The sequence below is a fragment of the Vibrio sp. AIC-3 genome (assembly GCF_013114515.1).
Classification (GTDB): Bacteria; Pseudomonadota; Gammaproteobacteria; order Enterobacterales; family Vibrionaceae; genus Vibrio; species Vibrio crassostreae_C.
This window is the reverse complement of record NZ_VTXG01000045.1, coordinates 11,453-27,218: the sequence shown is the minus strand read 5'-3', so window position 1 is coordinate 27,218 and position 15,766 is coordinate 11,453. Positions and strand designations below refer to the sequence as shown.

15 protein-coding genes are annotated in these 15,766 nt (G+C 44.9%); 12 read left to right on the top strand and 3 right to left on the bottom strand.

What is annotated here, in order from left to right; all coding sequences use genetic code 11:
• Positions 1–142: 142 nt before the first annotated feature.
• Positions 143–451, bottom strand: coding sequence for a DUF1289 domain-containing protein (locus F0229_RS20740; protein ID WP_080582242.1), 309 nt, complete (start codon positions 449–451; stop codon positions 143–145).
• A gap of 160 nt (positions 452–611) precedes the next feature.
• On the opposite strand from F0229_RS20740, the gene yegD reads away from it, so the two are divergent.
• The 4 genes from yegD (at position 612) to F0229_RS20720 (ending at position 5,237) form a co-directional block, all read left to right on the top strand.
• Complete coding sequence (gene yegD, locus F0229_RS20735) at positions 612–1,964, top strand: molecular chaperone (RefSeq protein WP_017064846.1); 1,353 nt, start codon at positions 612–614, stop codon at positions 1,962–1,964.
• A 492-nt stretch (positions 1,965–2,456) separates the two neighbouring features.
• The gene (locus F0229_RS20730; RefSeq protein ID WP_171733606.1) at positions 2,457–3,533 is read left to right on the top strand and encodes a porin; all 1,077 of its coding nucleotides are present in this window, start codon (positions 2,457–2,459) and stop codon (positions 3,531–3,533) included.
• Positions 3,534–3,821: 288 nt separating this feature from the next.
• Positions 3,822–4,454 (top strand): fumarylacetoacetate hydrolase family protein, encoded by a 633-nt coding sequence (locus tag F0229_RS20725; protein ID WP_171733605.1) that lies wholly within the window; start codon positions 3,822–3,824, stop codon positions 4,452–4,454.
• Positions 4,455–4,604: 150 nt separating this feature from the next.
• Positions 4,605–5,237 carry a LysE family translocator gene (locus F0229_RS20720; protein WP_171733604.1) on the top strand — a complete coding sequence of 211 codons (633 nt, stop codon included), beginning with the start codon at positions 4,605–4,607 and terminating at the stop codon, positions 5,235–5,237.
• A gap of 107 nt (positions 5,238–5,344) precedes the next feature.
• Here the strand turns inward: F0229_RS20720 and F0229_RS20715 are convergent, their stop codons facing one another.
• Entirely contained in the window at positions 5,345–7,051 is a 1,707-nt protein-coding gene (locus F0229_RS20715; RefSeq protein WP_171733603.1) for a phospho-sugar mutase, read from the bottom strand.
• Positions 7,052–7,505: 454 nt separating this feature from the next.
• Here F0229_RS20715 and coxB point away from each other — a divergent pair, with 454 nt between their 5' ends.
• From coxB to F0229_RS20695, 4 genes are read left to right on the top strand one after another with little or no spacing between them, the layout of a single operon-like run.
• Entirely contained in the window at positions 7,506–8,708 is a 1,203-nt protein-coding gene (gene coxB, locus F0229_RS20710) for a cytochrome c oxidase subunit II (RefSeq protein WP_017064841.1), read from the top strand.
• Positions 8,705–10,366, top strand: coding sequence for a cytochrome c oxidase subunit I (ctaD, locus tag F0229_RS20705; protein WP_171733602.1), 1,662 nt, complete (start codon positions 8,705–8,707; stop codon positions 10,364–10,366). Before coxB ends, ctaD begins: the two co-directional genes overlap by 4 nt.
• A gap of 11 nt (positions 10,367–10,377) precedes the next feature.
• Positions 10,378–11,007: a cytochrome c oxidase assembly protein gene (locus F0229_RS20700; protein ID WP_017064839.1), complete on the top strand. Its 630-nt coding sequence runs from the start codon at positions 10,378–10,380 to the stop codon at positions 11,005–11,007.
• Positions 11,008–11,045: 38 nt separating this feature from the next.
• Positions 11,046–11,930: a cytochrome c oxidase subunit 3 gene (locus F0229_RS20695; protein ID WP_009845661.1), complete on the top strand. Its 885-nt coding sequence runs from the start codon at positions 11,046–11,048 to the stop codon at positions 11,928–11,930.
• 19 nt (positions 11,931–11,949) lie between these two features.
• On the opposite strand, the gene F0229_RS20690 is transcribed toward F0229_RS20695, so the two are convergent.
• Positions 11,950–12,180, bottom strand: a complete 231-nt coding sequence (locus tag F0229_RS20690) for a DUF2909 family protein (RefSeq protein WP_171733601.1) — start codon at positions 12,178–12,180, stop codon at positions 11,950–11,952.
• Position 12,181: 1 nt separating this feature from the next.
• On the opposite strand from F0229_RS20690, the gene F0229_RS20685 reads away from it, so the two are divergent.
• From F0229_RS20685 to cyoE, 4 genes are read left to right on the top strand one after another with little or no spacing between them, the layout of a single operon-like run.
• Positions 12,182–13,015: an SURF1 family protein gene (locus F0229_RS20685; RefSeq protein ID WP_367613547.1), complete on the top strand. Its 834-nt coding sequence runs from the start codon at positions 12,182–12,184 to the stop codon at positions 13,013–13,015.
• Positions 13,008–13,616 (top strand): hypothetical protein, encoded by a 609-nt coding sequence (locus F0229_RS20680; protein WP_171733599.1) that lies wholly within the window; start codon positions 13,008–13,010, stop codon positions 13,614–13,616. Before F0229_RS20685 ends, F0229_RS20680 begins: the two co-directional genes overlap by 8 nt.
• 60 nt (positions 13,617–13,676) lie before the next feature.
• Positions 13,677–14,732 (top strand): heme A synthase, encoded by a 1,056-nt coding sequence (locus tag F0229_RS20675; RefSeq protein WP_171733598.1) that lies wholly within the window; start codon positions 13,677–13,679, stop codon positions 14,730–14,732.
• Positions 14,722–15,696, top strand: coding sequence for a heme o synthase (gene cyoE / locus F0229_RS20670; RefSeq protein WP_017066082.1), 975 nt, complete (start codon positions 14,722–14,724; stop codon positions 15,694–15,696). The genes F0229_RS20675 and cyoE overlap by 11 nt, the downstream gene beginning before the upstream one ends.
• The last annotated feature ends 70 nt before the right edge of the window (positions 15,697–15,766 follow it).

Below are 15,766 nucleotides of genomic sequence, written 5' to 3'. Positions count from 1 at the left end.
TGTTCTTGGCATGGTATTGGTTATGGTTTTACTTTTGGCGAAGCAAATTATAACTCTTTACCATGCTGTTCAAAGAACACTCACGAAAGATCAACACGCCCTAGTAACTTGCTATCCAGTAACTTACTAAATGGGCTCTAAACTACTGAACGGGCAGGGCAGACAAGCACTTACGACACATACAAACTCCAGCCTTTGGAATATCGCTAGTATCTCGTTTTTCTAACTCAAAACACCAACACGTCTCTTTGCCCGCACTGATATCGCATTGAGCTGGCTCATTACACTGTGGACATTGGTGAGTCGAACTCGCGCCACTAAGATTATCCATAACCGACGTTTGCTCTTCTTCAGATAAGCCTTTCCAACCTATAATTTCATCCATTGTTCGAAAGCAGCCACTACACATTCCGCCATTATTTTTACAAGCCGCTCGGCAAGGTGTTTTCATTTCTCTAACCTGTGATTCATTTGGGCTGAAATGTAGCATATTTGTTTCTTCTTGAAGAGCCGTTAAGCTAAGAAATTACTCAGTTAAATTTAGAAATGACCTCGTAATTTTTAGGCTTTTCATGTAGCATCTCGCCCCTTTTGTTGAGTGGGGGGATATTATGTTTATTGGATTTGATTATGGAACAGCGAACTGTTCTGTCGCGGCGATGGTTAATGGAGAGCCAAGCCTGTTACCGCTAGAAGGTAACAACCACTATATTCCCTCAACCGTGTTTGCGCCTACTCGTGAGAGTGTTTCTGAACATCTATTCCGCCACTTGAATATCAAGCCGAGTGATGCGATCGGTGAGCAAGTACTACGACGTGCGATTGCGCTGAACAGAGAAGAGAGTATCGACTTAGTGCCAGAAGACATGGCATTTGGTCAGGCTGCGTTGGACTTATATTTAGAAGACCCTCGCGATGTTTATTATGTTAAGTCCCCTAAATCTTTCCTTGGCGCGAGTGGACTGCATGATGTGCAGGTGAGCTTTTTCGAAGATTTAGTGTGCGCCATGATGGCAAATATCAAGAATCAAGCCGAACTCACGACTCAAGAGCAGATCAAGCAAGCTGTTATCGGCCGACCAATTAACTTCCACGGTCGAGGTGGTGAAGAGGCGAACAGACAAGCTGAAGACATACTGTCTCGCGCAGCTAAGCGTGCCGGTTTCCTTGATATCGCTTTTCAATTTGAGCCCGTAGCCGCAGGCCTTGATTACGAAAGCACATTAACTGAAAACCAAACAGTATTGGTTGTTGATATTGGCGGTGGTACCACCGATTGCTCATTATTAGAAATGGGACCAACTTGGTCGGGTAAAGCGGATCGTACCCAGAGCTTGTTGGCACACAGTGGGCAAAGGGTAGGGGGGAATGACCTCGATATCTATCTTGCATTCAAACAACTGATGTCACCTTTTGGTATGGGCAGCAAAGGCATTTCGGGTATTGATATGCCACTGACTCAATTCTGGAACCCAATTGCGATTAATAATGTTGAAGCTCAAAAGAACTTCTATTCAAGAGAAAACCTAGCGGCATTAAAATTACTTCGTAAAGAAGCGTCAGAGCCTCAAAAGCTAGAACGTTTGATGAAGGTTTATCACGACACTTTGGGTTACGGTATTGTGCGTAGAGCGGAAGAGGCCAAGATTGCGCTGGCAGAATCCCCTCAATATCGTGCTGCGATTAATGTTGCCTCTGAACTGGTCGAGGTAGATATCTCAGTCGAACAGATGGTTGAAGCGATTGAAACACCAAAGTCTAAGATGATTGAGTTGGTTAAAGAAGCGATTCAACAAGGCCAGAAAAAGCCAGACGTAATCTACATGACGGGTGGTTCCGCTCGTTCACCGATACTTCGTGAAGCCGTACAACAAGCTGTGCCGAATGTACCGATTGTGAGTGGTAATTACTTCGGTTCAGTAACTGCAGGTTTAGCTCGTTGGGCTGAGGTTTGCTTCAAATAAGAGTTCAATGATGAGTTATGAAGGGCAACCAGTCGCTGATTGGTTGCCCTTTTTTTGTTTTTCTCTAATGAACTTTCTATTGAACGATTTTTCCTAGCTCATATTGGGATTTGTTTCACAAAGCTAAATATTTCAGCTGAGCTCTACGTGTTACAAAATGTTTCAAAGGCAAAGGCGAGCCTCTCGATGGTCTGATGAGTTACCTTGGGTTTAGATTTTTAATGCTTTTTTAGTGATTATAAAATCAAAAATAATCAAAGTATTTATCTCAAAGAATGAAAGGAGATCTCAGTAATTGTCGTGTTAATCAACTGTTTTAAAAGGTATTTTTGTTTTTTATAGTGCGATTTTTTTTATTTTATATATTTTAATGCAACTTTCTTGTCATTCGTGTATTAGGGTTTGCCTACTTGTTAAATGCAGGTAACAACTTCTCCGTAAGCACGAGGTTGTTAGTGAATAACTCACCCAGTTACATAATGGACATGACAAATGAATAAGAAACTTTTAGCGCTAGCAATTTCCGGTGCAGTATTTGGTACACAGGCAGTTGCAGTAGAACTTTACAACGAAGACGGCACAACATTCTCAGTTGGCGGTCACGTTTCAGTTGCAGTTGGTGATGTAAACAGCGACGATCGTCAAAACAGCGATGACATCGGTGTTGAAACTGTTTCTCCACGTATCAACTTCGGTGCAACTCACGAACTTGGTAACGGCTTTACTGCTGATGCTAAAGGTGAATGGGCGCTAAACATGCTTGACGGTGGTGATCAGTCATTCACAACTCGTCTTGGTTACGTTGGTGTTTCTCACGACGATTATGGCCGTGCAGCAGTAGGTACTCAATGGGCACCTTACTACAACGTTGCTGGTGTTGCTGATATGCCAATCGCATTCGCGAATGACTTCATCTACGAAGATCACGGTAATCTAGGTACTGGTCGTGCTGAAGAGATGGTGAGCTACGCTAACGCTGTGGATTTCGGTAACGCTGGCTCTCTAGCAATTGGCGTTGCATGGCAAGGTCGTAAGGTTTCTGACGAAGAATACAACGAAGTTGCTTCAGAGAATAAGTACGGTAACCGCGGTCAAATCGCTCTGAACTACGATATCGCTAACTTCTCTGTGAACTACGCTTACAATACTGGTCACGTTACTTTCGGTACTGGTGCTAATGTTGGTACTGATTCAAAGACTGCTGATTCTAATGTACTAAGTGCAACTTACGGTTCATACGGTTCTGAAGGTCTTTACGTTGCAGCTGTATACGCAGCGAACAACTACATGAATAATGGTAAGTTTGGCGTTATTTCAGAGTCTACAGGTTACGAATTTTTAGCATCTTACGCACTAGCTAACAGCCTTAACCTAAGCGTTAACTACGAAGCTGTAGAAGATGACAAGATGAGCGAAACAGTATTTGCTACAACTGCTCTACAAGCTGAATACAACTTCACATCTCAGTTCGTAGGCTTCGCTGGTTACCAATTCGACCTACAAGGTTCTGGTGAGTACAAAGAGAAAGCTGACGACCAATGGCTACTTGGTGCTCGTTACTACCTATAAGTCGCAGACTGATTTAGCATAGTGTTTACTCCTTAGGTTTACCTTTTAGGATACTGTCCTAGACACCATGCTAAGCCCTCTCAAACCTTTTGGTTAGAGAGGGCTTTTTTCGTTTTGGGCTTTTGTCTTGAATGGTGATTTCGCACTATTGCGACCTTCGTATAAACGCTTTCAAATCATCGAATTGAGCTAAAGATCAGAATTTAGATCTTAGTAACCATCTTGTCGAAGACTCCCATTTTATGATGCGGTAAACTTTGCGTTCCAAGAATAGTTCAGGGACAAACTATGAGCAGCGTTGTGGATCAGGAACAATTGATGAATTCGAAACGAACCGCAACACCGACCAAGGTGTTGTGTGTTGGGCGTAACTATGTCGATCACATTGAAGAACTTAACAACGCGATCCCTGACTCTATGGTGGTGTTTAATAAACCAAGCACCAGCGTGACTTCCTCTCTTTCTTCGTTTCATCAAGAAGCACTGCACTATGAAGCTGAAATCTGCTTTATCGTTGAAAATGGCCAATACTCAGCCGTGGGCTTAGGGTTAGACCTCACCAAGCGTGAGTTGCAAAGTAGCTTAAAAGCGAAAGGCTTACCTTGGGAACGCGCCAAAGCTTTTGATGGCTCAGCCGTATTTAGTCGCTTTGTTCCAATTGATAACTTAGACCTTGCAGACTTAAACCTAGAGTTGTTTATTAACTGTGTTCGTGTTCAGAAAGGACATGTTGAGCAGATGCTTTACTCTCCAAAAACTATCCTAGAAGAGCTGTCTTCTTATACCACCTTACTAGACGGCGATGTTGTGATGACAGGTACGCCAAAAGGTGTTGGTGAAGTGCATCGAGGTGATATTTTCCTTGGTCGCCTAAAGTGTGGCGAAACCACATTAATTGAGATCGAGTGGGTAGCAAGTTAAGTAGTCATTTCTATTTGGTTAATAAATTTGCTTTATTGTTCATTGATGGCATTTAATTCGAATATTTTACTATCTTACAACTAATTGCATCTGGAAGGGTGTTGCCAATTGATATAAAATCCGCCTCCGTTTTTATCAATACTGAAACCCATGATCGACTTAGCCATCTTACCTGTTTACCTGACTGCCGTTGTTGCACTTCTCCTTTTGCCTGGCCCTGATATGTTACTCATCGCGAGCTCAAGTATGAGCTATGGCCGCAAGGTTGGTGTGTTTGCAAGTTTGGGTAACGCGACTTCTGGAATTATCCTGACAGTATTGGCAGCAATGGGTGTTTCAGCATTGATTGCGATGAGTCCAGTGGCTTTAAAAGCCCTTCATCTGTTAGGCGGTACTTACTTATTAAAAATGGGGTGGGATTGTCTTCGAACAGAGCAGGGCAATGCGCCTGAGTTAAGCGACGACTTTGCTGCAAAAGCCTACTATCAACGAGCATTGATTAGTAACCTGCTTAACCCTAAAGCGTTGGTTTTCTTTGTGATGTTTCTGCCTCAGTTTGTGTCGACGAATATTGAAGCGACTTCCGGTCAGCAGATGCTTGTTCTGGGTTTATTACTGAATGTTCTCGGCTTAACGTTTAACTTTTTGCTGGTGGCGTTAGTGGGTACGATTGGTAAATCTCTCGTAGAAAACGCGAAGTTTCGTACCTATCAACAGAAAGTCATGGGCGGAGTTTTCATCGTGTTAGCTATCTGGATGTTGTCTTCTTTCTTTACTTCGTAGACGAATCAAATCAGACATCTTCTCGTGGTTAGCCGCTGAGACAAAAATGGACGCTACGAGCGTCCATTTTTTATATTTAACCGTTACATGTTGAACGCGCTAAATCGCTATGAATTCAACTCTTGTTGGTGTTGTTCAATCAGTTTCTCCATGTACTTCTCACCGCGCAGGCGAGTGTCTTCGTAGGTTTCTGTCCCTTCAAATTTTGTCACCGTCTCATAGTAGACCTTAACTTTTGGCTCAGTACCGGAAGGTCTTACGATAATGCGTGAACCATCTTCGAGATGATAGATGAGTACGTCACTTGCAGGCAGGTTAATGGCTTCAGTATTGCCTCCAATGACGAAGCGTAAAGAAGACTGCAAATCTTCAATTACAGAGATAGCGACACCGTTGATTGCTTTAGGCTGTGCCGAGCGGAGCTTAGAACCAATCGATGGTGAATCTGGGTCTAGTGCAATACTTCGCTGAGCGTTGGTATGAACCCCATGTTCAAATGAAATTTGAGCGAGAAGATCCCAAACTGTTCGACCTTGAGATTTTAACTCCTCAACCAATTGAGCAAACACGACAATAGCAGACAGCCCATCTTTGTCTCGTACTTGAGTACCAATTGTGTAGCCTAATGCTTCTTCATAGGCGAACAAGAAGTCGTTCTGATCATTTTCCAATTGCATGCCAATATTCGCTAACCATTTAAAACCTGTCAGCGTTTGGAAATAAGTCGCCCCGTGGGATTGAGCTACTTTTTCAAGCAATGTTGAAGATACGATACTGTTACCAACTAATTGGTTTTTGGTATGCGGCTTTGAGAGTAGATAATGAGCGAATAGCACGCCGACTTGGTCACCTGTTAGCATTTTGTATGAGCCATCATCTGTTCTCACTGCAACCGCAAATCGGTCTGCATCTGGATCGTTGGCACAAGCAATGTCGGCATCGACACTTTTTGCTAAGTTAACCACCAGATCCATCGCGCCTTTTTCTTCCGGATTCGGGAAGTTGACGGTCGGGAAGTTACCATCGGGCTCTCTTTGCTCGGCGACGCTGAACACCTTATGGAAACCAGAATCGTGAAGTAGATCCTCGGCCATTTGTGCGCCGACACCATGCATTGCGGTATAGGTGATGGTGGTGTTCGCCGATTCGATCTCGTCACTCACGTATGGGCTCTGATTGATCGCAGCGCGGTACGTTTGATAATAGCCTTCAGTTAACCACACCAACTTACCTTGCGTTTCAGCGTCACTTAGGCTCATTAAAGGGAGCGGCTTGGTCGATGCGATATCGATTTCAGCGGCAATACCCGCATCGTGAGGAGGAATGATTTGAGCGCCATTCTCCCAGTACACTTTGAAACCATTGTATTCCGGTGGGTTGTGGCTGGCCGTCACCACAACGGCAGCTGCGGCGTTGAAGTGCTCAATACCAAAGGCAACGATAGGGGTCGCCGCGACGTTCGAGGTTAGATAAACCTTAATGCCTAAAGCCGTGAGTACGGAAGCGGTATCAATCGCGAACTGCTTTGAATCTAAACGGCCGTCATAACCGACGACCACACCGCGAATGGTCGCATTAGCGACATGTTCGATTAAGTAGTGGCCGAGCCCGGTTGCTGTTTCCTGTATGACTAAACGGTTCATTCGATTTGGGCCGCATCCAACTTTGCCTCTAAGTCCTGCCGTTCCGAACTCTAATCGTTGAGTAAAGCGGTCTTCAAGTTCGTCGTGCATTCCCTCATCGATGAGGTGTTGAAGTTCTTCACGAGTTCTTGGATCTGGGTCTCTCGCTAACCAATTCATTGCATCTTGCATAATCACTAAACCTATTAATGTCTGTATGACTTACCGTTGATTTAATTTAAGTGATATTGATTCTCATTTCTATGAAGACAATCGTAAAACTCGATATAAAATAAATTCCAACGGCAAGAGGGCACGTAGATTAAGCCACTTCAAATAATTGACTGTTTAGTAAGTAAACTTACCTTGAATAATTGGATATCACTAACTAGCCTTTTACATAAATATAACAAAATTTAACAAATTCGCCGTTTTTGAATCTTTCATGGAAACCTCCAACGCTTTTGAACCGTATTAGTTCTTGGGTTTATATGAGGTCAGTAGCCTGCTCACAGGCTAGTTCCGTGTGAGTTGTAGATTGAGATTCAGCCTTTTCATGTGTAGCCGGAATAACAATGAATGTTGTCCAGTTCGCAACGACATTTAGGTCGCAAGTATCCAATTAGGAAGGACAAGGAGAGATCTTTTGAAAAGATTACTGGTTAGGCTAGCGTGGCTTTTGAAGAGTTTTGTTGTGCTTTTAGTATCGCCTTTAGTGCACGCTAGCAGTGATTACAACATGACTCAAGGCGTCACTGAGATCAGTGGTAAGGTGTATGAACTTCATATGCTGATCTTCTACATCTGTTGTGCGATTGCCTTTGTTGTTTTTGGTGTGATGTTTTATTCGATTTTGAGGCACAGGAAATCGAAGGGCGCAGTTGCTGCCCATTTTCACGAAAGCACGAAAGTCGAAATTCTTTGGACCATCATCCCTATCATCATTCTCATCGCTATGGCGATACCCGCCACCAAAACCTTAATAGCGATGGAAGATACCTCCCAATCAGATCTGACCGTTAAAATCACCGGGTCACAATGGAAATGGCATTACAGCTATTTTGGTGAAGACGTCGAGTTTTACAGCCTTCTAGCGACCAGTGACAAAGAGATTGAAGGCCTCGAAGTGAAAGGCGCGCATTACCTGCTAGAAGTTGATAAGCCGCTGGTACTGCCTGTTGACCGTAAAGTCCGTTTCTTGATGACTTCCGATGATGTGATTCACTCATGGTGGGTGCCAGCATTCGCCGTTAAGAAAGATACCATTCCGGGCTTTATTAATGAGGCTTGGACTAAGATAGATGAGCCTGGTGTTTACCGAGGGCAGTGTGCAGAGTTGTGTGGTCGTGCCCATGGTTTCATGCCGATCGTGGTGCATGCCATGGAAGAAGATGAGTTTGACGCATGGCTAGCGGAGCAGAAAGAGTTAGCGATAGCCGAACAACAAGCCGCAAAAGATGCATTAGGTGCGTCACTTTCCTTGGCGGAGTTGAATACCATCGGTGAAGAGGTTTACAAAACTCGATGTGCGGTTTGTCACCAAGCAAACGGTGAGGGCATTCCTGGAGCATTCCCTGCCATCAAAGGAAGTCCTATTGCCCTTGGTGATGTGGATGTTCATATCGACACAATTGTTTATGGTCGTGGCGGTACGGCGATGCAAGCATTCGATAATCAGTTAACCGAGAAAGAGATCGCAGCGGTAGTAACTTATCAACGAAACGCTTGGGGTAATGATACCGGCGATATTGTTCAGGCCTCAGATATCAACGCTTATAAGGCGAAGCAAGAAGGCAGTTCTGAAAGCTCAACGGATGATGCACAAAATGATGCTAAGGATCAGTTATGAGTTCACCAATCAATAAGCCGGTGAAATCGGCTCCAGCAGAAGATCAAGTACTGAGCCATTCTGCGGAAGGCACCTTGGGCAATAATGATTTGCCTGTTGATGATCACGATTCACATGCGGCACCTAAAGGCTGGGCTCGTTGGCTGTATTCAACTAATCATAAAGACATTGGTACACTTTATTTGTGGTTCAGCTTTGCAATGTTCTTAACGGGCGGCGCAATGGCGATGGTGATCCGTGCGGAGCTGTTCCAACCGGGTTTGCAACTCGTTGAGCCAGAATTCTTCAATCAGATGACTACAGTCCATGGTTTAATCATGGTATTCGGTGCCGTAATGCCTGCATTTACGGGTTTGGCTAACTGGATGATTCCGATGATGATCGGTGCACCAGATATGGCGCTGCCGAGAATGAACAACCTCAGTTTCTGGATCTTGCCTTTTGCGTTTCTAATCTTAATCGGATCTTTGTTTACAGAGGGTGGCGGCCCGAGCTTTGGTTGGACCTTCTACGCGCCACTCTCGACAACTTATGGCCCAGACAGTACCGCGCTATTCGTATTCTCAGTTCATATTATGGGGATCAGTTCGATCATGGGGGCGATTAACGTCATCGTAACCATAGTGAACATGCGCGCTCCGGGTATGACTTGGTTCAAGCTACCGATGTTCGTATGGACATGGTTAATTACCGCTTTCTTGCTGATAGCCGTGATGCCCGTTCTCGCGGGGGCTGTGACTATGGTACTGACTGACAAGTATTTTGGGACTAGCTTCTTTGATGCCGCTGGTGGTGGGGACCCGGTGATGTTCCAGCACATATTCTGGTTCTTTGGGCACCCCGAAGTGTACATCATGATCTTGCCATCTTTTGGTATTGTCTCAGCCATCATCCCTGCATTCAGTGGTAAGCGCCTGTTTGGTTATCACTCGATGGTTTATGCGACCTGTAGTATCGCACTGTTGTCATTCTTGGTTTGGGCACACCACATGTTCACCACGGGTATGCCAGTATTTGCCGAACTGTTCTTCATGTATTGCACCATGTTGATAGCGGTGCCGACCGGTGTGAAAGTCTTCAACTGGGTGGCGACCATGTGGCGGGGTGCTTTGACCTTTGAAACACCAATGCTGTTTGCGATTGCCTTCATTGTTTTGTTTACGATTGGCGGGTTATCTGGATTGATGCTCGCTATCGTGCCAGCTGATTTCCAATACCACGATACTTATTTTGTTGTGGCTCACTTCCATTATGTTCTGGTAACCGGTGCCGTGTTCTCGATTATGGCTGCTGCCTATTATTGGCTGCCTAAGTGGACCGGACATATGTACGACCATAAGCTCAGCCTGTGGCATTTCTGGACGTCGGTGATTTCAGTTAATGTACTGTTTTTCCCGATGCACTTTTTAGGGTTAGCGGGTATGCCGCGTCGTATTCCTGATTATGCGATTCAGTTTGCTGACGTTAACCAAGTCGTGTCGATTGGTGGTTTTGCGTTTGGGTTGTCTCAGCTAATTTTCTTATGGCTAGCGATTAAGTGCGTAAGAGGGGGAGAGCCTGCGCCAAGTAAGCCTTGGAATAGAGCTGAAGGTCTTGAATGGACAGTACCAAGCCCTGCGCCTCACCACACCTTTACCCATCCGCCGAAAGTGGATTAGAGGGCAGAACCATGAGTGATAAGCAAAGCGATCCCAATCAAGATAAAAAACAACCTAAGCGCCTGTCTAATAAGCGATCGACCAAAAAGCTGACGGGCTACTTGGTGTTGAGCGTGGTTGCGATGTTTTGCTTCGGTTTCGCTTTGGTGCCGCTCTACGATGTCATGTGTGAGGCCTTAGGCATCAATGGCAAAACTAATACTGTTTCAGCGGTGCAACCTCAGGGAATGCAGCCAGACTACTCTCGTACGGTTCGAGTCGAATTCATGTCCCACATCAAGCCAGATATGCCATGGCAGTTTTCGCCTGAAGTTCGAGTGTTAGAGGTTCATCCTGGTGAGGTGGTTCAAACTAACTACATTGCCAAAAACCTTTCTGGAGCCTCATTGGTTGGCCAAGCCGTACCGTCGGTTTCTCCAGGTATGGGGGCAACCTACTTCAATAAGATGGAATGCTTTTGCTTTAATCAGCAGCCATTGGACGGGCACAAGAGCGCAGAAATGGGTTTGATATTTTACATTGAGCCAGATATTCCAGAATCGATACATACGCTGACGCTCTCTTACACATTATTCAATATCACGAATGAGGTGGGTGCTGCGGCCAATAAATCTGAGCCTAACGTACTCGCAAGTAACTAGGAATTTACAGAACCAGTATCAACATAAGGAGTTGAGCGATGAGTTCTAAAAAGGAAGTGTATTTCGTTCCACATCAAAGTCACTGGCCATTGGTGGGTGCTGTAGCACTGTTTTTGGTCGCGGTTGGCGCTGGCTTGACGGTGCAAAACATGGGTACCGACGCCGCAGGTGGTGTGTTTGGCAAAGCGGTGTTGTTAGTCGGGTTTGCTGTGCTGCTTTACATGCTCGCAGGTTGGTTTAGCAATGTGATCACAGAATCATTGAGTGGTCTCTATTCTGAGCAGATTTCTCGTTCTTTTAGACAAGGAATGAGTTGGTTCATCTTTTCCGAAATCATGTTCTTTGGCGCTTTCTTTGGCGCGCTTTTCTATGCTCGAATGATTTCTGTGCCTTGGATTGGTGGTGCGGGCAATAATGAAATGACCCATGAAGTATTGTGGCCGATGTTCCAATCAATTTGGCCACTAACGACGACCCCTGATGGCGTAACGACACAAGCCATGCCTTGGCAAGGTATCCCGCTTAAGAACACCATTATTCTGCTGCTTTCCTCTGTGACGCTGCACATGGCACATATCAGTCTTGAACAAAATAAGCGTATGGCTTTGATCGTGTGGTTGGAGATAACCATTGTTCTGGCTGGCTTCTTCCTGTTCTTCCAAGTTGAAGAGTATCTTCACGCTTATCAAGAGATGGGGCTGACACTTCAGTCTGGCATCTACGGTAATACCTTCTTTTTGCTTACTGGGTTTCATGGCTTACATGTCTGTTTAGGGACGATCTTTTTGATTGTGTTGCTGGCAAGGGTTGCGAAAGACCACTTCACTCCGAAAGACCACTTTGCGTTCCAAGCGGGCAGTTGGTATTGGCACTTTGTTGATGTGGTTTGGTTGGGCCTGTTTGTGTTTGTTTATGTACTTTAACGATTGAGCCTATAGGGGATTAATAGGGGCGAGGGTTGGGAGTTATCACTCCTGATCCCAAAGCAAGTAATAATAGTAGCACGACAACGGCTGACCACATGACACGACGACCCAAGAAGTAACTGAGTCTTTTTCCATTGTGTTTACCTGAGGCGATTTGGGTTAGGCCTTTCATCAAATTGAAAGCGATAAAAAACAGCAAAGCGACCAATACGACTTTAAATAACAGAACAAAGGTAGATGACGCCATAGTGATAACTCCAAACCGATTGATTGATGATGAACACAAGTTCCGCAGTAAAGGTTTTTGGATAGCGGTTGTTTTAACTGTGGTTTCAGTCGGCGCTTTAATCAAGTTAGGTTTATGGCAACTCGATCGTGGTAACGAGAAATTACGTTATGAACAGCAACTATCAGAAAGAGCGCAGCAATCGTTTAGGTCATTGGACACGGTTATCTCTGAATGGAAGGGCTCGCGTACACAAGCCCAAGGTACATCTGAACAGCAGTTTTTAAATGGTTTGAAGGTTGATGTTGAATTGGAAATACCAAGTGGTTTGGTGGTCTTGTTAGACAATCAGATTAACCAAGGAACGGTGGGGTATGTGATTTACATGTTGGGTGAGGTTCAATCTAAAGAGCAAGGCAACCAGCTTTTACACGAAAAGCAGTTATTGATCGATCTTGGGTTTGTTCCGGCAAGTAATGACAGAAGAGAACTACCGCAATTAGGAAGTATCACTGTACCAACCAAAATGTCAGGGCGCTTGTATACACGCTCAATTAATCCTTTAAGTCATGAGTTGGGTTTAGAAAATACGACACCGAATAGAATCCAAAACCTAAACATAGCAGCGTTATCACAGTATACAGGACAAGAAGTGCTGCCCTTTGTCTTCCAACCTCAGAGTTTAGATTCATGGCCCTATGAAATGTTATGGCGTCCAACGGCGATGAGGTCTGAGAAGCATTTTGGTTACTCATTTCAATGGTTTGTTATGGCTGCGGTACTTTTGTTTTTGATGTTGTTGATTGGCTATCGGTACCTAAAAGCAACACCTATCACGAGGAATAAGGATGGATAAATCTCAAGCACAAGTGAACAGGGAAATTACCGAGGCAAACATGGCTGAGCTCAGAAGCCGTCGTACTAAAGGACGCTTGGTATTAATCGGACTCGTTTTAATTTTCGCTTTGCCAGCCATTATCGCCAAAACTGTGTTGGATCAGAATTGGTATACGTCAGGTGTCACTAACTCGGGCGAATTGGTCGAACCAAGAACTACACTAGCGGATTTCGGCGTAACGGTACCCATGGCTGGAGAGGGTTGGGTTGTGGGGTATATCGCGCCGATGGAGTGCGAAAGCTTGTGTGAACAACAACTCCATTATTTGAATCAAAGTTATTTAGCGTTAGGGAAAAACAAAGAGCGAGTGACGGCCGTTGTTTTTGTATCGGAAGGCAACTCGTTATCGGGTTCGCTTGATAAGCCGGATCTGTCTTTGTTAGCTGGTGGCGATCAGTTAAGCACCGAGTTTGCGCCGGCTTCTATTGTCATTATTGACCCGCTAGGACAGTTGGTTATGGAGTACAAAAGCGTGTCGGAACCGTCGCAGTTAGTCGGGCAATCCAAAGGTATGATTCATGATTTAAGAAAGCTACTTAAGCTGTCACGAGTTGGGTAGTTGATGGCGCAAATGCTTGAGCTTAAGCAGCGAAAGGGAATAAGTATAGGGAGATAAGTGATGCAGAATAAAGCCCCTGATTTACTGATGCTTGTGATGAGATTAACTATCTTGTTAACCCTTACCGTGATTGTTCTCGGAGCTTATACACGCCTGTCTGATGCTGGCCTTGGCTGTCCTGACTGGCCGGGTTGTTACGGTAAGATCACCGTTCCGTCTGATGCCCAAGCGGTGAGTCAAGCCAATCTGCAATTTCCAGAGCGATCTCTTGAAGCAGACAAAGCGTGGGTAGAGATGATCCATCGCTACTTTGCAGGAACATTAGGGTTGCTTATCTTTGTCGTTGTAGCTTGGTGTATTAAAAAGAACATCACACCAGTTGGTCTTCCATTACTTATCTCTGCCACTGTGATTTTTCAGGCTTTGCTTGGAATGTGGACGGTGACTCTTAAGTTGATGCCCGTTGTGGTTATGGCGCATTTGATGGGGGGCTTCACGTTGCTGTCACTGTTGTGTCTGCTCTACTGCCGTTTGTCTCAATTCCAAAGCCGTTTTGGCGAGGCTTCTTATTCTCCAACACTTAAATTTTGGGCGTTGTTTGGGTTACTCATTGTGGTTGGGCAGATACTGCTTGGTGGTTGGACATCGTCAAACTATGCCGCTTTGGTGTGTACCCAATTGCCTATTTGTGAAGGTAACTGGATGAGCTACCTCGATTTCAAAAATGCGTTCGATTTTGCTCAACACGGACATGATAACTATGAGTTTGGTGTGTTGGAGTATCCCGCGAGGCTTACCATACATGTCATGCACAGGTTCGGGGCTATTGTGGCGACATTAACGGTGCTGATGGTCGTGTACCAGTTATGGAAGTTTGGCCAAGTGCCTCACCAAAAGCTGAGCATGATTGTCGCAATAGTGTTGTTTACTCAAATCAGCCTTGGGATCAGTAATGTATGGTTTCACCTGCCAATCTCAGTTGCGGTTTTGCATAACCTAGTCGCAGCAATGTTGCTCATCAGCATGGTTGTAACCAATTTTGTGGTGTGGCAACGCAAACCGAGTGAGAGCTTGGTGAAGAACAGTGTATTACAAGGAGGTAATCATGGTCAGTAGAACGTCAACACAGTATGAAGTGGTGGCTCAAGACGCAGCCTTAACTCATAAGATAACAGCCAATAATGACATAACTTTAAGTAACGAAAAGGCTGAAAAAAACAAAGCCACTTGGAAAGTTTATTTAACGCTGACTAAGCCTAAAGTGGTGGCTTTGATGTTGCTGACAGCATTGGTTGGGATGTGTTTGGCCGTGCCGAATGGATTGCCTTTGCAACAAACTTTGTTCGGAATGATTGGGATAGGGTTAATGGCAGGTTCAGCGGCTGCGTTTAACCATTTGATCGATAAAAAGATCGACGGCCAGATGACTCGAACAAATCGACGCCCTTTACCATCCGGTGAGCTGAGTAGTGTGCGTGTGTTTAGCTTTGCAGCAGGTATCGGCTTATTTGGGTTCGCTACGTTAGTGGTGTGGGTCAATCAACTCACGGCTTGGCTAACCTTTGCAAGTTTATTGGGCTATGCGGTCATCTATACCATGTACTTGAAGCGAGCGACGCCACAGAACATCGTAATTGCAGGGATAGCTGGCGCAATGCCACCGTTATTGGGCTGGACGGCAGTCACCAACGAGCTGCATTCAAATGCCTGGTTGTTGGTGATGATCATCTTTATTTGGACGCCTCCTCATTTCTGGGCGTTGGCAATTCATCGTCGTGATGAGTATGCCAAAGTGAACATCCCCATGTTGCCTGTGACTCACGGAATCGAATACACCAAGACGTCTATTCTTCTGTATACCTTTTTGCTTAGCATCGTGTGTATATTGCCTGTATTGGTCGGCATGAGCAGCTGGATATATCTGAGCGCTTCATTGGTACTCAACGGCGGGTTTGTTTATCACGCTTGGGTACTGAAATATCGTGATGAACCCAATATGGCCATGAAGACCTTTAAGTTCTCCATCTATCATCTCATGATCTTGTTTGTGGCTCTGTTGGCAGACCACTATCTACTTTGATAACCGCATTTCTGCTGTTGCTGAATAAGAAAACGGATGCTCTGGGCATCCGTTTTTGTTTGGTTGATGA